14 protein-coding genes are annotated in these 17,763 nt (G+C 33.0%); 5 read left to right on the forward strand and 9 right to left on the reverse strand.

The window, feature by feature from the left end; translation table 11 throughout:
* Nucleotides 1-85: 85 nt before the first annotated feature.
* Both V1T75_RS13330 and trkA read right to left on the reverse strand, forming a co-directional pair.
* Nucleotides 86-1,585, reverse strand: a complete 1,500-nt coding sequence (locus tag V1T75_RS13330; RefSeq protein WP_330489019.1) for a TrkH family potassium uptake protein — start codon at nucleotides 1,583-1,585, stop codon at nucleotides 86-88.
* Complete coding sequence (gene trkA / locus V1T75_RS13335; protein WP_330489020.1) at nucleotides 1,585-2,931, reverse strand: Trk system potassium transporter TrkA; 1,347 nt, start codon at nucleotides 2,929-2,931, stop codon at nucleotides 1,585-1,587. The genes V1T75_RS13330 and trkA overlap by 1 nt, the downstream gene beginning before the upstream one ends.
* Nucleotides 2,932-3,079: 148 nt before the next feature.
* On the opposite strand from trkA, the gene radC reads away from it, so the two are divergent.
* The 4 genes from radC to V1T75_RS13355 are packed head-to-tail and all read left to right on the forward strand — an operon-like array spanning nucleotide 3,080 to nucleotide 6,563.
* A complete protein-coding gene (gene radC, locus V1T75_RS13340; protein ID WP_330489021.1) occupies nucleotides 3,080-3,766 on the forward strand; it encodes a RadC family protein in 687 nt (228 codons plus the stop codon).
* A 27-nt stretch (nucleotides 3,767-3,793) separates the two neighbouring features.
* A complete protein-coding gene (locus V1T75_RS13345; protein ID WP_330489022.1) occupies nucleotides 3,794-5,101 on the forward strand; it encodes a polysaccharide deacetylase family protein in 1,308 nt (435 codons plus the stop codon).
* On the forward strand, nucleotides 5,094-5,783 hold the full coding sequence (locus V1T75_RS13350) for a YjjG family noncanonical pyrimidine nucleotidase (RefSeq protein WP_330489023.1): 690 nt from the start codon (nucleotides 5,094-5,096) through the stop codon (nucleotides 5,781-5,783). Before V1T75_RS13345 ends, V1T75_RS13350 begins: the two co-directional genes overlap by 8 nt.
* A 36-nt stretch (nucleotides 5,784-5,819) precedes the next feature.
* Nucleotides 5,820-6,563 carry a hypothetical protein gene (locus V1T75_RS13355; RefSeq protein ID WP_330489024.1) on the forward strand — a complete coding sequence of 248 codons (744 nt, stop codon included), beginning with the start codon at nucleotides 5,820-5,822 and terminating at the stop codon, nucleotides 6,561-6,563.
* 38 nt (nucleotides 6,564-6,601) lie between these two features.
* Here the strand turns inward: V1T75_RS13355 and V1T75_RS13360 are convergent, their stop codons facing one another.
* Entirely contained in the window at nucleotides 6,602-7,873 is a 1,272-nt protein-coding gene (locus V1T75_RS13360; RefSeq protein ID WP_330489025.1) for a replication-associated recombination protein A, read from the reverse strand.
* Nucleotides 7,874-7,949: 76 nt separating this feature from the next.
* Between V1T75_RS13360 and V1T75_RS13365 the strand changes: the two genes are divergently transcribed.
* Nucleotides 7,950-8,651 carry a rhomboid family intramembrane serine protease gene (locus V1T75_RS13365; protein ID WP_330489026.1) on the forward strand — a complete coding sequence of 234 codons (702 nt, stop codon included), beginning with the start codon at nucleotides 7,950-7,952 and terminating at the stop codon, nucleotides 8,649-8,651.
* Between the two features lie 29 nt (nucleotides 8,652-8,680).
* On the opposite strand, the gene rlmB is transcribed toward V1T75_RS13365, so the two are convergent.
* The 6 genes from rlmB to V1T75_RS13395 all read right to left on the reverse strand — a co-directional run bounded on the left by rlmB (nucleotide 8,681) and on the right by V1T75_RS13395 (nucleotide 17,753).
* Nucleotides 8,681-9,418, reverse strand: coding sequence for a 23S rRNA (guanosine(2251)-2'-O)-methyltransferase RlmB (gene rlmB, locus V1T75_RS13370; RefSeq protein WP_330489027.1), 738 nt, complete (start codon nucleotides 9,416-9,418; stop codon nucleotides 8,681-8,683).
* An 80-nt stretch (nucleotides 9,419-9,498) separates the two neighbouring features.
* Nucleotides 9,499-10,233, reverse strand: coding sequence for a hypothetical protein (locus V1T75_RS13375; protein WP_330489028.1), 735 nt, complete (start codon nucleotides 10,231-10,233; stop codon nucleotides 9,499-9,501).
* Between the two features lie 84 nt (nucleotides 10,234-10,317).
* Nucleotides 10,318-11,826 (reverse strand): RagB/SusD family nutrient uptake outer membrane protein, encoded by a 1,509-nt coding sequence (locus tag V1T75_RS13380; protein ID WP_330489029.1) that lies wholly within the window; start codon nucleotides 11,824-11,826, stop codon nucleotides 10,318-10,320.
* Between the two features lie 12 nt (nucleotides 11,827-11,838).
* A complete protein-coding gene (locus tag V1T75_RS13385) occupies nucleotides 11,839-15,129 on the reverse strand; it encodes a SusC/RagA family TonB-linked outer membrane protein (RefSeq protein ID WP_330489030.1) in 3,291 nt (1,096 codons plus the stop codon).
* 257 nt (nucleotides 15,130-15,386) lie between these two features.
* Nucleotides 15,387-16,088, reverse strand: a complete 702-nt coding sequence (locus V1T75_RS13390; protein ID WP_330489031.1) for a hypothetical protein — start codon at nucleotides 16,086-16,088, stop codon at nucleotides 15,387-15,389.
* Nucleotides 16,089-16,316: 228 nt separating this feature from the next.
* Nucleotides 16,317-17,753, reverse strand: coding sequence for a SusD/RagB family nutrient-binding outer membrane lipoprotein (locus V1T75_RS13395; protein ID WP_330489032.1), 1,437 nt, complete (start codon nucleotides 17,751-17,753; stop codon nucleotides 16,317-16,319).
* Between the last annotated feature and the right edge of the window lie 10 nt (nucleotides 17,754-17,763).

Below are 17,763 nucleotides of genomic sequence, written 5' to 3' on the forward strand. Positions count from 1 at the left end.
TGTGCTCGATTAGTACGTAAACGTATATTTTTAAGGTATATCCGTTTACATAGAAAAGTTCTTTACTGGTAGTATGTTAGCTCAGTTAGTTCTTTCTCCAGAAGAAAGGGGTTAATAAAATTAACACAGTGAAAAGCTCTAAACGTCCAATTAACATTAAAAAGGAACAAAACCATTTTGCTCCTACTGATAAATGATTAAAATTATCTACAGGACTTACACTACCAATAGCGGGACCTATATTACCTAGAGAGGAGGCGCAGGCTCCTAAGGCAGATTTTATGTCTAAACCTAAAAGAGCTAAAACTACAGTGCCTATTATAAAAATTAACATATAAAGCACAAAGAAGGAAAGTATATTGAAAATAATCGTTTGATTTACTGCTTTTCCATCATAGCGTACTGGTATTATTGCATTTGGGTGGAGTGATTTTTTAAACTCTAAAAAGCTATTCTTCAACATAATGATATGGCGAACAATTTTTACTCCTCCTGATGTAGACCCTGCAGATCCTCCTAAGAAAAATAAAGAGAAGAATATTGCAGTAACAAAAAAGCTCCACATTGTAAAGTCGGCGGTAACAAATCCTGTCGTGGTTACTACAGATATAACAGAGAATAAAGAGTGTCTGATAGCACTTTCCACTTCTCCCCATACTTTAGGATGCTCAATACTGGTTTGTAAATTGGGGTCTTGAAAGAAGATAATCATTAAGGCCACAATGGTAGAAATTCCAATAATTCCAAAGAAGTAGTACTTAAATTCTTCACTTTGTATTACTTTCTTAACCTTTCCTTTTAAAGCGAAATAGGTAAGTACAAAATTGGTACCGGCAATAAACATAAAAAAGATGATAATGTATTGAATTAATGGAGCATTATTCCAATGAGCTACACTAGCATTTTTAGTAGAAAATCCACCAGTACTCACAGTTGCCATGGCATGATTAATGGCATCAAACCAAGTCATTCCTGCCACCTTCAGCAATACAAACTCAAGAGCAGTTAATAAAACGTAAATTAACCATAAACGTTTAGCAGTATCAGTAATTCTAGGATGTAACTTATCAGCTGAAGGCCCAGGAGCTTCTGCCATGAAAAGTTGCATTCCTCCAATGCCTAGTAATGGTAAAATAGCAATAGTTAGCACAATAATTCCCATTCCCCCAATCCAATGAGTACAGCTGCGCCAAAACAAAATACCTTTAGGCATAGACTCAATATCAGTTAAAATAGAGGAACCCGTGGTTGAATATCCAGAAATTGTTTCAAAAAAAGCATTGGCAACACTAGGAATGCTTTCTGTAAGCAAGTAAGGGAGCATACCTGTAAAGGATAAGGTAAGCCAACCTAAAGTAACAATAAGATAGCCTTCTTTTTTGTGAATGTTTTTGTTATCGGGTTTATTAAAAAAAAATAATAATGAACCAATTGCTATGGTAATGATTCCGGCATTTAGAATTCCCAATTTAGCGGATTCGTCGTAATAAAAACTTATGGGTAAGGCAAGCCACATAAACAGTCCGTTAAGGATGGCTGTAACTCCTAAAAAACGATAAACTAATTTAAGATTAAGGCTTCCCATTATTTGAATAAATCTTCTACAATACTAATGGCTTCTGGTAAACAAAAAACAATGGCTTTATCACCACTTTGCATTTGAAAATCACCAAAAGACATTAATGCTTCTCCGTTTCTAATCACACCACCAATAATGGCTTCTCTAGGAAAACGTAATTCTCTAATTATTTTTTGGGTTACTTTAGCACCCGGATGTACCTCAAATTCAAAAACTTCGGCATCAACATTGTGTAAATTTGCTAAAGCTACAATTTCACCTTTTCTAATATGGCGAAAAATGTTACTTGCTGCGATTAGCTTTTTGTTAATCAAAGTATCAATACCAATAGTTTGAGAGATATTGATATAATCCATATTTTCAACTAAAGCTACTGTTTTCTTAACACCTTTAGATTTTGCAACTAAACAAGACATAATATTGGTTTCAGAGTCTCCTGTAACTGCCACAAAGGCATCCATTTCTCTAATGCTTTCTTCTTCTAACAGCTCTAAATCTCTACCATCTCCATAAATAACTAAAGTATTGCGGAGGTCTTCAGCAAGTTGTAAGGCTTTATCTTTATCTTTTTCTATAAGCTTTACTTTAAAATTATCTTTACAAAGTTTTCTAGCTGTTTTTCTACCAACCCGACTTCCACCTAAAATCATCACATTTGTAATGTCGATATATTCTTTACCTATGATAGGGTAGAGCTTGTCTATACTATATTTAGGTACAGAAAAATATACTTGGTCGTTTATTTTATATTCTGTATCTCCACGTGGGATAATTGTTTGAGAAGTTCCTTCACGTTTTATGGCTATAGTAATGAAGTCAACTAAACAAAACTTTTCTTTAGTTTCTTTAACTGTAAGGTCAAGAATAGGAGACTTATACCCAAGTGTGGTTCCCATGATATTGAAAACTCCATTTTCAAAAGCAACAGTATCATTAAATGAAGACTGATTAAGTAGGGATTTTATTTCCTCTGCAGCTAATTCTTCTGGAGAAATCATAAAATCCACACCATAATCTTTGAAGTTAATACAAGGGTTGTTTAAAAATTCAGGATTGCTAATTCGAGCAATTGTCTTCTTTACACCTAAAGCTTTACCTATTACAGAAATTGTAAAGTTTGTATTAGGGCTTTCAGTAACTGCTAATAACAAATCGGCAGAGCTTACCCCTATTTCTTTTAATAATTTTATAGAGGTAGCGTCTCCTTTTTTGGTGATAACATCTAAATGATTGTTTAGATATTCTAATTTTTCACCATCAAAATCGACTACATATGTGTCTTGCGCTTCGTAAGAAAGGAGTTTAGCCAAATGAAAACCAACGTCTCCAGCCCCGGCTATGATAATCTTCATATTAAAAATTAAAAAAGATAGAGTGCAAAGATACTGTGCTTCTTTTGGTTGTGCAAAAAATGAATTATATTTATAGGTCTATAAGAAAAAGTAATTAACGAACTGTAACGTAATAAAATAATGTATCGAGCTATAAAAAAGGAAAAAGATGGAAAAAATATCTATAAAGTCATGGGCATTAGATGATAGACCAAGAGAAAAACTAATGTCTAAAGGAAAAACAGTATTGTCTGATGCTGAGCTAATCGCAATTTTAATAAGTTCAGGAAATAGAAATGAAAGTGCAGTGGCTTTAGCTAAGAGAATATTGTTGTCGGTAAATAATGATCTTAATGCTTTAGCAAAACTATCGGTGGAAGAGTTGATGAAGTTTAAAGGAATAGGCGAGGCGAAAGCGATTTCTGTAGTAACTGCCCTAGAGTTTGGTAAAAGAAGGCTATTTGAAGAGAGAACAAGTGTGTCTAAAATAAAGAGTTCCATTGATGTTGTAAAAATTATGCAAGCTCTTATCGGTGATTTACAATATGAAGAGTTTTGGGTACTATATCTTAATAACTCAAACAAAGTGTTAGCAAAGCATCAATTGAGTAAAGGAGGATTCACCGCTACTTTAGTAGATGTAAGGCTGTTGTATAAAAGAGCATTAGAGCTTTCAGCAGTAGGAGTGATTGTTTGTCATAATCATCCTTCAGGAAAATTATCGCCTAGTAAATCTGACATTGAGATTACGGAGAAGATTAAACAAGCAGGAGTAACTTTAGAGATTAAATTATTAGATCACTTAATAATTACTGAAAAAGCGTATTTTAGCTTTGCAGATGAAGGAATTTTATAATCGTATTACGATTACTATTTACTGTTTATGATACTTATTTATACCCATAAAGTTACTCCGAGAGTACGTTATATTTTCAAACACATTTTCACCCGTATTTTACAAGTTCAAATCGATTTTACAGGTAAGGTAGAAGAGTTTGTAGCTTATAATGGACCTAAGTTTTCATATACAAATGTACCTTTGGGTAAGGAGTTTTTTGTTCAGAGTAATGAGTTGTTGTTTCAGCAAGGGATAAAAGATGTAGAGATAATTATTCAAAAATGGGATGAAGTTCCCTGCTTCTTTGCTACTGTAGAAGCTTCAGAAATTCCATTTGATATTTTTGCTGCCAGTTTCTTTTTAATTTCACGATATGAAGAATATTTACCACACATAAAAGACAAACATGGAAGATTCACTGCAAGTGAGAGTATCGCTTATCAAAATAATTTCTTAGAAAAACCTTTGGTTGATATTTGGGCATTTAAATTTTTAGAGACTCTAAAACAAAAGTTTCCTGATTTTGAACATACAACAAGAACATTTCAATACCTATCAACGATTGATGTTGATAATGCCTACGCATATAGACATAAAAGTTTTGTAAGAACAATAGGTGGCTTTTTAAAAGATGTTTCCCAATTAAAGGTTTTTACTATTTGGGATCGATTTGCTGTACTTTTTAATATTAAAAAAGACCCTTTCGATACCTTTCAGAAAATTCTTGAGTTGAAGAGAACCCATGATGTGAAAACTATTTTTTTCTTTCTCATAGGCGATTACACAACATTTGATACCAATGTGTCTGCTTCCAAAAGAAAATTTAAATTACTAATAAAAGACATGGTTGATTATGCTAGGGTAGGGTTGCACCCTTCATATTACACCATGAATGATTCTGTAATGTTAAAAAAAGAAAAAGAACGTTTAGAAACAATAACCAATATGCCTATCAAGCGTTCAAGACAACATTATTTACGAGTATCGCTACCCGAAACCTATCAACAATTAATAGATTTAGAAATAGAGGAAGACTACTCAATGGGATATGCAACACATGTAGGATTTCGTGCCAGCACTTGTACTCCATTTTATTTTTATGACTTAGATTTTGAAATTCAAACCCCTTTAAAAATATTCCCTTTTGCACTAATGGATGCAACATTAAACGATTATATGAAGCTAACACCTAAACAGTCTTTAGGAAAAGTTAGGGATTTAAAAAATGAGGTAAAATCAGTAAATGGTACTTTTATTACAGTGTTCCATAATGAAAGTTTGAGTAACTATTTAAGATGGAGGGGATGGAGTAGGTTATACAATTCAACACTTAAAATAGTAAGTAATGTATAACGAAGAAAAAGGAATACAACATTTGTTTTTTGATCTAGATCATACACTATGGGATTTTGATAGGAATTCTAAACTTACATTTGAACAAATTTTTAAAGAAAAAAAAATAATCATTGCAATAGATGAGTTTTTAGAAGCGTATGTTCCTGTAAATTTAAAGTATTGGAGACTGTACAGAGAGGATAGAATAGAAAAATCAGAATTAAGATATCGTAGGTTAAAAGAAACATTTGATTGTTTAAATTATACAATTTCAGATGGTTTAATTAGCGAAATATCAGAAGATTATATTTGTTATTTACCGAATTATAACTACTTGTTTGAAGGGGCGATAGAGGTGTTACAGTATTTAGAAAAGAAGTATCATTTGCATATTATTACAAACGGTTTTAAAGAAATACAGAACTTAAAATTAAAAAAATCGGGAATTCATCAATTTTTCAAACAAATAATTACTTCTGAGTGCGTTGGGGTTAAAAAACCCAACCCCAAAGTTTTTGAATTTGCACTACATAAGGCAGGAGCAGAGGCCCAACAATCAGTAATGATTGGAGATAGTTATGAAGCGGACGTGTTAGGAGCCATAAATGCTGGAATGTGGGCAATACACTTTTCAAAAGAAAAAAAAGCAAAAGAAATTCAACAAGTAGCTACCCTGACAGAATTAAAGAAATGTTTATAAACAAATAGAACAATTACACTTAATAAATAGAATAGAATGAAAAAAATACTTTTTATAGCATTATTTATAACAACCACATGTTTTGCTCAAAAACCTATTCATAACTATAAGTACGTTATAGTACCTACTAAGTTTGATTTTGTGAAAGGAAGAGATAAATACCAAATAAGCTCATTAACAAAATTCTTATTTAATAAATATGGGTTTACAGCTTTTTTAGAAGATGAAAGCTTACCAGCAGATGTAGTAGATAATAGATGTTTGGCATTGACAGGTGTTGTTAAAGATGATTCGGGTATGTTTATAACAAAAAACATTGTAGAACTAAGAGATTGTTATAATAAAGTAGTATTCAGATCTCAAATGGGTAAAAGTAAAGAGAAGGAATATAAAAAAGCATATCACGAAGCCATTCGTAATGCATTTAAGTCTATACGAGAGCTACAGTATAAGTATACTCCTTCAAAAGATGTAGATATAGTAAAAAGTAAAGAAAAAGTTCAGTTAGCTCCTACTGTTGAAGTTATGGAGCCTAAAAACATTGATCTTGAAGAAAAAAAGACTTCAGAAAGCACATTATATGCTCAATCTATAATTAATGGGTTTCAGTTAGTAAATATCAAACCAGAAGTTGTTTACAAAGTATTAGAAACTAATGTGAAAAACGTATTTGTGATTGAAGATAAAAACGGAATCTTATACAAAAATGGAGATTCTTGGTATGTAGAATGTTATAAGAACGGTATAAAAACGACTAAGAAATATCAAATAAAGTTTTAATTGAAAATACAAAAAGAGAGTTGCCTAACTCTCTTTTTTTAATAATTGTATTTATCTTTCCAACGTTTTTTTAGTAATTCTCTGAACTGATTTTCCCTTGCATTGTTACCCGGTTCGTATAGTTTTGTGTTTTTAATTTCCTCTGGTAAGAATTCTTGATTTATAAAATTTCCCGCATAGTTATGTGAATAAAGGTATTCCTTTCCATATGCTAAATCTTTCATCAATTTGGTAGGGGCGTTTCTTAAGTGTAAGGGAACTGATAAATCTCCTGTAGTTTTGACCAAATTTTGTGCTTCACCTATTGCAATATACGAGGCATTACTTTTTGCTGAATTCGCTAAATATACAGCACACTGACTCAAAATAATCCGAGATTCTGGATAGCCAATAACAGAAACAGCTTGAAATGTATTGTTGGCCAAAATCAACGCTGTGGGATTAGCGTTACCAATATCTTCAGAAGCAGCAATAAGCATTCTACGAGCAATAAACTTCACATCTTCTCCTCCTTCAATCATCCTAGCTAACCAATAAACAGCAGCGTTGGGATCACTACCTCTTATAGACTTTATAAAGGCAGAAATAATATCATAATGTTGTTCACCAGTTTTATCATATCGAACGGTATTTTTCTGAATTTTAGATAGTACCAATTCATTGGTAACTTCGATTTTATCCTCAGCGGCAACTAATAACTCAAAAATATTTAAGAGCTTTCGAGCATCACCTCCAGAAACTTGCAGTAGTGCATCTGTTTCTTTCAAACTGATTTTTTTTTGAGAAATAATTTCATCTCTCTCCATAGCTCTATGCAATAGGGCAATTAAATCATTTTTATCAAAAGAATTTAAAATATACACCTGACAGCGAGAGAGTAGGGCAGGTATTACTTCAAAACTAGGGTTTTCAGTAGTAGCACCAACTAAAGTTACCCAGCCTTTTTCTACAGCTCCTAATAAAGAATCTTGTTGTGATTTACTAAAACGATGAATTTCATCAATAAATAAAATTGGGTTTTTCTGTGTAAAGAGTCCACCGCTTTTCTTCGCTTTTTCAATTACTTCACGAACGTCTTTTACGCCAGAGCTAATAGCACTTAAAGTATAAAATGGACGTCCAGATTCATTTGCAATAATATTTGCTAGGGTTGTTTTACCAATTCCTGGAGGTCCCCATAAAATTAAAGAAGGAATAATTCCCTGTTTTATATGATTGGTTAAAATACCATTTTCACCTACTAGATGCTGTTGACTGATATAATCAGTTAAATTTTGTGGACGGATTCTTTCTGCCAAAGGTTGATTCATAATGTAAAAATAACAAAGATTTATGACAGAACTTCAGAAATGCTACTTTGGATTTATTTTTGTTACTTTCAATTGTATGAAAACTGAAGAACATTTAAAATTTTCTCCGGCTGTTTTTACCATTCCTCTACTATTTGTTTTTACAATATGGTTTGTTTACTGGTTGGAAATAAAAGTTGGATGGAATTTTAATAAATTAGGAATATTTCCAAGAAATTTTAGTGGTTTAAAAGGGGTTTTTTGCTCGCCTTTTATACATAGTGATACCAATCATCTTTTTAACAATTCTGTTCCCTTATTTGTGCTCTCTGCATGCCTTTTTTATTTTTATACTAAAGTAGCAGCAAAAGTTTTGATATATGGAGGGCTTGTGACTGGATTATTAACTTGGATCATCGCTAGAGAGTCATATCATATTGGAGCAAGTGGCATAGTATATTTACTTTTTAGCTTTGTGCTTTTTAGTGGAATTATAAAAAGGAATTACAGATTAGTAGCTGTTTCTTTTATTACCATTTTTTTATATGGAAGTATGGTGTGGTATGTACTTCCAATAAAAGAAGGAATGTCTTGGGAAGGGCATTTATCTGGATTAATAACCGGTTTTGTTCTTTCTTTATTGTATAGAAGAAAAGGAATCGTAAGAGAAAAGTTTGAGTTTTCTAAAACGGAGTTTGATGAGATGTTTGATGAACATGGAAATTATATACCACCAATTGAAGAAGAAGTAGAGTTACAAGAAATAAGGTATAACTATGTTTACAAAGAGGAAGAATAAAAAAACCTGCTAAAAGCAGGATTCTTAACTTATAAGCGTTGTCTTACTGTTTCATATAAAAAAGCACCACAGGCTACTGAAACATTCAACGATTCTATTTCTCCTAAAAGAGGTAGTTTAGCCTTGTAATCCACCATTTTTAACACAGAATTACTTACACCTTTGTGTTCAGATCCCATTACGATAGCTATGGGTTGATTGAAATCGACATCAAAAATAGAAGATTCTGTCTTTTCAGTTGCAGCAGCTAATTTAATATCAGCGGCTTTCAATTGAAAAATAGCATCTTTAATATGATCTACTTTACAGATAGGTACTTTGAATGCAGCACCAGCAGAAGTTTTAATAGTTTCAGCATTTACAGGAGCACTGCCGCTTTTTTGGATGATAATTCCGTTAACACCAGTGCATTCAGCAGTTCTAATAATTGCACCAAAATTTCTTACATCAGAAATTTGGTCTAGTAATAAGAAAAGAGGAGTAGTTTTAGCATTTAAAGTTTCTTCTATTAAACTTTCTAAATCACAAAATTCTATTGGAGAAATTTTGGCTACTGCACCTTGGTGATTATTATGCTTAGATAAGCGATCAAGTTTTTCAGTAGGAACTACACTAGTAGATATTTTGTTTTTTTTAAGAAGTTTGTCTAATTGAAAAAATAAATCACCTCTTAAGCCTTTTTGAAGATATACTTTGTTAATAGAAGCACCACTTTCTATGGCTTCTATAATGGCTCTAATACCAAAAATGTTTGTGTTTTGTTCCATACTGCAAATGTAGTTGATTTTGTGGTATAAAAAAACCACCTCAAGTGAGGTGGTTTTTTTATTTTAAAATAACTTAACTATTAGTTAGTGTCAAAGTCTGTAGATTCAGAAGAACCAAAATCTCCTCCACCTGAAGCCTTAACAACACCCCCTATAGTAAGTGTATACGTACCATTTGCAGGATAGCTTAAACCATCACCGTAGTCATCATTAATAACAAAGGTAAAGTTTCTTCCAGCACATAGTGTTACTGGTATAGAGGCAGAAGCTTGTCCTTCACTATATGTTCCTAAATCAGCAGAGGCAACAACACCTCCTAATGAGTCTAAAATTTCCCAACTAGTTTCATTACCGTATCCATCAAAAACAATATCTAATGTTCCTGTTATTTCAGTACAATTTTGTATGTAATTAATTGTTGTTGAGCCACCGTTTGAAAGTCCAGCTTCAGTACCAAAGTTTAAAACTAATTTATTAACTCCAATACCAAGATTAACATCAGATAATTGAACAGGTAATGTAGCCTCATTTTGATTTGCAGGAATAGTTATTGAGCTAGGTACAGTATAAGAACCAGCATCAGCATTAGTAGCCTCCATATCTACAGAAACAGTAAAAGTTCTATCAGAACTAGTGAGATTAGCTGTGTAAATGGTCACATCATAAGTAGTAGTAGAACCAACATCAACACCTGTAGAATAAGAAGGTTTGCTAAAAGTAATGTAGTTCGTATTTAGAGGTTCAACCTCGTCTTCACAACTAGTTAAAGAAAAGCTAGCAGCTATAGCTAGAAATAGTAATTTTATGTTTTTCATAATTATTGAGTTTTATAGTTATTGGTTTGAGAAATAAAAAAACCACTAACCCTATTAGGATTAGTGGCTTTTAAAAAAAGTTGTTTATTGGTTTTGGTTTGAGATAAATGGATTGTTTTGAATCTCATCTAAAGGAATCTCAAATTGCATTCTCTCATCATTGTATGGTATAGCTTCACCTACAAAAGAAAGGTGGTTAGCACCTCTTGAAGTGGTAGCTTTGAAGCGCTTCATTGCTAAGAAACTCTTACCTTCACCCCATAATTCTATACGAGTTTGTAAGTAAATTTCATCTAATAAAGCTTGACCAGTTAATCCATCGATATAAGAAGCATCAGGAACTCTTCTTTCCACTAAAGCTTTTAAAGATGTTCTAGCAGCTCCTTCAGCACCACTCTTTGCATTTGCTTCAGCATTTAATAAGTAAGCTTCTTCAATACGCATGTATACGTAGTCAGCAGTTACAGTTCTTGATGTACCTCCAATTTCGCTAGAAGCAAAAAACTTGAATAATGGCTGTAAGTATCTTCCACTAGTTGAAACATTGTAGAATTGACCTTTTCTAGTATCGTCATTAGGGATAGCAGCATATAAGTCAGAATCAATAGCTTTATAATCTCCAGCCCAAGCATAACTATATGAGAAAGCATCAATTTGCCCCCACCAAGAAACTAAATCTAGTTCGTTTGTCTCAGTAAGATCTACACCCCACATCCAACTTGGAGAGGCGTAGTCACTAAAACCGTTAGTAACTTCACCTGAAGCTAACATTGTATAGTTTCCTGAGTTAATAACTTGTTGAGTTAATGTAGCTACTTCTGCATCTCTACCTCCTTTAGCACCAAGAACATAAGCTAACATCATTTTAGCAATATCTTGGTTAACTTGAACTTTATCAGTTCTATTAAATCCATTTAATAAAGTAATAGCATCTGTTAAGTCTTTCTCCATTAAATCATATACTTCAGAAGCAGTAGATTTTGGAAGATTAGATCCGATAGGTTCAATGTATAAAGGTAAAATCTCTTCAGTTGCATTATATTCTTTTTGGAAATATTGAGTCAAGTAGAAATAAGAGTGTGCTCTCATTACTAAAGCTTGTCCCATTGCATGCTTGTTAAAATCAGTCTCAGGAGTAAAATCATTACCTCCTAAAGTTTGAATTACGTTGTTAGCAGATCTAACAAGTCTGTAGTAATATCTCCATACCATTCTGTTTCTACCTCTAGTGAAGTCTAAAGGAGCTTGAAATTCAGTGATTTCTGAACGGTACCAACCATAAGTACTTACACTTAAAGCCATGTCACCACAAAGCATATCTCCGTAAATATCATATCCCTTTTGACCAAAATCATCATGGTTCAAGTTAGTACCACCTGTACCAGTTTGGAACATTTGGGCATATATACCAGTAATGAATGCTGCTGGTATTTCTTCGTTTGTTAAAGCTCCTTGCTCTAATTGAGCATTAGTGAATTCATCAGTAGGCTGAGATTCACCTGAAACTCCATTGTTTTGTAATAATTCATCGCTACAACTAAAAGAGATGCTTAAAGCTGCTGCTAATAAAGTTATATTTAATATTTTTTTCATTTTGTAAATTTTTTAAAATTTAACTCTTACCCCCAAAGTAACGGTTGTTGCTGGAGCATAAATTCGTCTAGCAGAACTACCATTTTCTCTTACACTTGGATTAAATCCTTTTCTTGCACTATTTAAGTACAAGTTATCTCCAGAAACCCAGATATTGATATTGTCAATTCCAGATTCTCCCATAAACTTACTTGGAACTGTATAACCAACTCTAGCATTGTTTAAAGCAATATAATCTGTACTAGTAATAAATCTAGAAGATTGAGATGTACCGTTTGTAATAAAGTTATCTGTTAAAGCAGGAACGTCAGTAACATCTCCTGGTTGTTGCCATCTGTTAAATATATCTCTATGAAAATTATTACCAGCGGCACCAAAACGATCACTCATTAATTCAGCATATTGACCATCGTAAGCATATCCACCTAAGCTATAAGTAAACTGAGTAGAGAAGTCAAAGCTTTTAACTTTACCTGATAATCTAAAAGAACCTCTTAAGTCTGGAATAAAAGACTTGTTTAAGTATACTTGAGTTGCATCAGCATAAGTCTTGGTAACTTGTCTTTTAATATTCGTATTTGAAGATAACTTCTCATACTCATATAATGAACTTGTAGAAGAAGCGTCTCCATTTTCAAGAGTTGAAAAATCTCCTTCACCAGCATCTAAGACACCGTTATCATTTTTATCATCATAGTATTGGTACCACATTGGAGCACCATCAGCAGGATCAACACCAGCCCATTCTCTCATATAGAAATCAAACATAGATCTTCCAGGAGCATATGCATAAGCACCATCTAAACTAGAGTTTTCATCAATGATTTTTTGCTTACCAGTTGTAGGGTCTAATGGTAACGTAACAAACTCGTTATTTAAGATTTCTCCATTAACAGATAAATCTAATTTAAAATCTTGTTTGTTAATAATGTGACCTGTAACATCAAATTCAAAACCTTCGTTTAATAATTCACCATCATTTACTAAGATTGAAGAAAATCCAGCAGAAGGACCAACTCTTTGGTTAAAGAAAAGGTTATCTGTATTTTTTCTATAGTAATCAAAATTAGCGTCTAAATAGTTACCTAAAGAAGCTTCAATACCTCCTTGTAACATTCTTGAAGTTTCCCAAGTTAACTCATCTCTACCAGGTGTAGTTTCGAATAATGCTAGTCTACCACCTGCAACGTCTGAACCAAACACATTAAATGCGTCAGTTGCATCAGCACCATCTTGATCACCAGTAACACCCCAAGAAACTTTAGCTTTTAAGTAAGAGAAAATACTGTTAGACATAAAGTCCTCTTCACTAATTACCCAAGAAGCACCTACAGAACCAAATACACCCCACTTATCTTTAATGAAACGAGAAGAACCATCAGTTCTTAATGAACCAGTTAAGTAATATTTGTTTAAGTAGTTATAGTTTACCTGACCAAAGTAAGATTCTATAGCAGAACCATTTTTATAACCATAAGCAGGACTAGCAGAGATTAAGTAGTTATCTAAGTTTAATAAACCAGGAACAATAACTTCTTGTTTATTTTGACCAGATTCTTCAAATCTGTATTCAAAAGTTTCATGTGCAACTAAAGCATCGAAATTATGATCTCCAAAAGATTTCTCAAAACGTAATAACTGTGTGAATGTTTGAGACCATCTGATACGATCTCTCAAGAATAAGTTTCCATTATTATTAGCTCCTGTACCATATACATGGTTATCAGCAGAAGCAAATCTATCAAATGAATACTGTCCACCATATCTAGTTTCAAAAGTGAACTCATCTGATAATTTAAATTTAGCATTAACATTACCATTTAAGGCATGAGTTTCAGCTCTGTTAATATCTAAAACAGCCGAACCGATAGGGTTTAATAAGTTTGCGTTAGGTCTTGCTCTTGTAAAACCATTGGTAGTACCCGTTGGCGTACCATAATCGTATTGAGCACCTCCATAAACAGGATCTGGGATTAAGTCACCAGTATTAGGGTATCTAGCAAAAACTGGATAAATTGGAGCCATTTTATCAGCAAACTCAAATAAGTTCTCTGAACCAACAGTTTGTCCGTTGTTATTAGTTTCTGAATAAGCATATCCCATGTTAACCCCTACTTCTAACCAATCTTTGATATCAGAAGTTAAGTTTAATCTAGTAGTGATTCTGTTATAATCAGAGTTTATAGAGTACCCAGCGTCATCTAAATATCCCATAGAGAAGAAGTACTTAGATTTCTCTGAACCACCACCTAATCTTAAGTTGGCTTCAGTTCTGATTCCAGTACCAAAAGCCTCATCAGCAAATTTTTCAGGAGTGAATAATCTGTTAACTCCTTGTCTTACAGTTCTCGTACTTGGGTCAATTAAGTCAGCCGCAGTTGCAGCATCCCACATGTTGTAACCAGAACCAATACCATTATCAGACAATAATAATCCATTAGCATAGGCTACTGGATCAGCTTCTCCTGCACCAACACCTCTGTTGTATAATCCTTCCCATACTAAACCAATATATTTTTCTGGGCTTTGAACAACATCATATCTAGCTATAGACTGAAAGTTAACCCCTGTTTTTACATCAGCTTCAATGTAAGATGATTCAGCCGAAGAAGTTCCAGACTTAGTAGTAATTAAGATAACTCCATTAGCTCCTCTCGACCCATAAATAGCCGTTGCCGTTGCATCTTTTAAAACAGTAGTACTTTTAATATCTGCAGGGTTGATTGAGTTTAAGTTAAATTGACTACCTAATGCAACACCGTCAATAACGTATAAAGGACTTCTGTTTCCTAAAGGAGAACCATATCCACGAATACGAACTGTACCAACGGTACCTGGTTGACCAGATGTGTTAATTACAGTTACACCAGCAACCTCACCCGCTAAAGCTTGAGATACGTTTGAAAATGATTTAGCTTCAAGGTTTTCTGTATCAATAACAGCAGCTGTACCAGCATAAGCTTTTTTAGTTGTGGTACCATAACCTACAACAACTACCTCTTCTAGTAAATTGTCTGTTTCTAATACAATATTAATTTGATTTGAAGCTCCAACAGTTCTTTTGGTAGTTTTCATACCAACAAAACTGAAAACAAGAATATCTCCTGTCTTTGCTTGAATAGAATAATTTCCATCAAAATCTGTTTCAGTACCTTGTGTAGTACCTTCTTTTAAAATCGTAACCCCCGGTAATGGACCAGATTCATCTGAAACAGTACCTGAAATCGTTCTCTCTTGTGCAAAGGATATTTGCACAATTAACGCCAAAAGAAGCGTTAAAATTCCATTAAACTTTGTTCTCATTATGTAATTATTTGAATTAATTAAGCGCTAAAATCATAAATATATCTTAAATAAACAATTTTTTAACACAAAAGAAGTTCATTTTTAGAATAGATATTAATAACACTTGTGGTTTTATAAGAAGATATTACTATAAAAGTGTACCTTTTCTTAAGGAATTAAAAAATATTAAAGGAATCATAGTTGCCTTAGTTAGTACAAGAAAAATAAAACAACGTACTCAGTAACTATATATTCGTTTAAATTTAGGTGCGATTTTATGACTTTATTAGTGTGATAAGATCTTCTTCTTTGTTAATATTTAGTTTTTTGTGTTTTTCTTTCTCATATTTTTTACCAAGCAAGCTTAATATTTTCTTTTTAGACTTAGGTAAAAGAATAAGTTCATCATTTTTTAGTATAAATTTTTTAACTTTCTTTTCTACCTTATTAACATACAATCCTAAACTAGATGAAGAGGGAATGCTTTTTTTCTTTAGCTTGTAAAGTTCTATAAGTTTAAGGTTATTGTTAAAGGCGTATATAAGTCGATAATAGTTATTATCGTTCTCAATTTTCAGTGTTGATGGTTCAAACTTCATTTTATTGATAAAAACAGAGGATACCTGATCTTTTTTTAAAAAGAAGGTTGTGTTGTCTATAATATATTCAAACCTTTTGTCATATATGTTGTAGTTACAAGTATTGAAAACATAATCTTTATTGTCTTTGGTAACTACTCGACATTTTTCCCAATCTTTGCTGAGGTAATATTGGCCAGTTGCATTTTTGTAATAGTCGGTGCTATTTTTGTCTGAAACCTTTGCCATGGCAAAATATTCCATGTTATTATTAAAAACACCATTTTTAAAATTTAGGCTTCTTGGGTTAGTACCAGCAGATGTGTTCCAATTTTTTGTTTGAGAAAACAAAGAGAATTGAGATATTATTAAAACTAGAATAGCAATTACTTTTTTCATATGTGATTATTTAATAGTTAAGTTTTTTGTTTTTGTGAGTTAATCAGTCTTTTGATTTAAAATGAAATAAAACTGTTTTGGTTAGTTTATAGTATGGAGGTCTTTTATAAGAATATTTAAGTTTAGGATAAAAACAGGGATTAATTACAAAGTCAATTTTAAAAACTAAAGATAAAAAAAAAGCTGTTAGTTTGCAAACTAACAGCTTAATTTTTAGCGGGTTATTTTTTAGTTTAAATCCCAGAATAACTTTGTTGTTTTGAAATTACCACCAATAGCGGCTCCAGCAGCAGCGTTATTTTCGTTGTTAAGCTGTGCCTGAACTACAGGGTAAGTAAATCTTGTAGGAATGTCGCTAAGGCTCATTCCTGCAGGAGCATTTAAAGTTGGAGCATCAAATATTCTCCAAGTTGTCCATCCTTCAAAACCATTGTTATACATTGCAATCCATTTTTGAGTAGCAATTTTTTGTTTCCAGTCTCCGGCAGCTGTTGGATAAGCTACACTTGCCTGAGCTAAATACGTTGTAGCATCAGTTGCTGAACCTTGCCACTCTAAGATAGATTGTGTAATTCCTTCATTGTAGTAAGCTTCAGTAGTATTAGAAACTGTATACCCTCTAGCTGCAGCTTCTGCTAATAAAAAGTTTACTTCAGCAGCAGTTATGATGTTACCTGGTAAGTCTGGAGTTTTCATTAAGTCAGAAATAGCTGAACCCCCAGTTGGAGAGTTAGCACTACCGTAAGTACCACCCACATAAACACCACCTAATTGTTCGAAATAAGATCCTAATCTAGGGTCGTTTAATGGGTTCATTGCGTCAACAAGAGTGTTTGCAGCGATATAATCAGTACGTCCACTTTGTACTAAATCAGTCCATAAAGGATTTGTGTTAGGAGCCGCTTCTAAGTACTTAATACCAAAGTTATCAGCATTCGCTAAGATAAGGCTTGCAGAGGCAGCTTCTTCAGCTTTTTGCTGTGATAATGTAGCATTGCTATCTGCTAAACGCATTGCTAATCTTAACTTTAAAGATACAGCTGCTTTTAGCCATTTAGACATGTCTCCTTGGTAAATAGGGTCTTGTGTAGCTTCAAATCCATTACCAGTATTTATGTCGCTTATTACATTATCGAGTCTAGTTAATAAGTCGGTATAAATAGTAGCGGCATCATCGTATACAGGTGTTGGGTTATTTGTGTCTAAAGCTTCGGTATAAGGCACGTTACCAAATGTATCAACCAATACAGAGTAAGCATATACTTGAACAAAATCAATTTGAGCAAGTTTTGCTGGCAAGTCTTGTAAGGCTACTTGATCTCCTTCTGCTTCCTTAGTGGCTAGTTCTTTAGCACCTTTTAAATCTTGTAAAACATCTCTGTACATAGTATTCCAAATGCTTCCTCCAATATTTCTTGTTACTTGGTTGTACTGGCTTTCATCTGGGTATGTTGTTTGAGCAAAGTATTGAGCGTAAAGTCTAAAAACATTATTATTTACACTCGTTGAGTTCATCAAGTCAAACATGTTTCTAGTACCGTTGGTAAATAAACCACTAGCAGGAACTGTAGTTGGACTTTTCGTGTCTATGTTTAAGCCTTCATCTACTTCACATGAAGTAAAAACAAGGAATAAACTGATAGCTGATATTATATATTTTTTCATTCTATTTTAT

The organism is Tenacibaculum sp. FZY0031, from assembly GCF_036350695.1.
Lineage (GTDB): Bacteria > Bacteroidota > Bacteroidia > Flavobacteriales > Flavobacteriaceae > Polaribacter.

What these genes read in the sequence shown, in the direction of transcription:
- radC (WP_330489021.1), top strand. Translation starts at nt 3,080, where the DNA reads ATGGAAAAAATATCTATAAAGTCATGGGCATTAGATGATAGACCAAGA.
- trkA (WP_330489020.1), bottom strand. Translation starts at nt 2,931, where the DNA reads ATGAAGATTATCATAGCCGGGGCTGGAGACGTTGGTTTTCATTTGGCT.
- V1T75_RS13385 (WP_330489030.1), bottom strand. Translation starts at nt 15,129, where the DNA reads ATGAGAACAAAGTTTAATGGAATTTTAACGCTTCTTTTGGCGTTAATT.
- V1T75_RS13375 (WP_330489028.1), bottom strand. Translation starts at nt 10,233, where the DNA reads ATGAAAAACATAAAATTACTATTTCTAGCTATAGCTGCTAGCTTTTCT.
- V1T75_RS13390 (WP_330489031.1), bottom strand. Translation starts at nt 16,088, where the DNA reads ATGAAAAAAGTAATTGCTATTCTAGTTTTAATAATATCTCAATTCTCT.
- V1T75_RS13355 (WP_330489024.1), top strand. Translation starts at nt 5,820, where the DNA reads ATGAAAAAAATACTTTTTATAGCATTATTTATAACAACCACATGTTTT.
- V1T75_RS13330 (WP_330489019.1), bottom strand. Translation starts at nt 1,585, where the DNA reads ATGGGAAGCCTTAATCTTAAATTAGTTTATCGTTTTTTAGGAGTTACA.
- V1T75_RS13350 (WP_330489023.1), top strand. Translation starts at nt 5,094, where the DNA reads ATGTATAACGAAGAAAAAGGAATACAACATTTGTTTTTTGATCTAGAT.
- V1T75_RS13365 (WP_330489026.1), top strand. Translation starts at nt 7,950, where the DNA reads ATGAAAACTGAAGAACATTTAAAATTTTCTCCGGCTGTTTTTACCATT.
- V1T75_RS13345 (WP_330489022.1), top strand. Translation starts at nt 3,794, where the DNA reads ATGATACTTATTTATACCCATAAAGTTACTCCGAGAGTACGTTATATT.
- V1T75_RS13380 (WP_330489029.1), bottom strand. Translation starts at nt 11,826, where the DNA reads ATGAAAAAAATATTAAATATAACTTTATTAGCAGCAGCTTTAAGCATC.
- V1T75_RS13395 (WP_330489032.1), bottom strand. Translation starts at nt 17,753, where the DNA reads ATGAAAAAATATATAATATCAGCTATCAGTTTATTCCTTGTTTTTACT.
- rlmB (WP_330489027.1), bottom strand. Translation starts at nt 9,418, where the DNA reads ATGGAACAAAACACAAACATTTTTGGTATTAGAGCCATTATAGAAGCC.
- V1T75_RS13360 (WP_330489025.1), bottom strand. Translation starts at nt 7,873, where the DNA reads ATGAATCAACCTTTGGCAGAAAGAATCCGTCCACAAAATTTAACTGAT.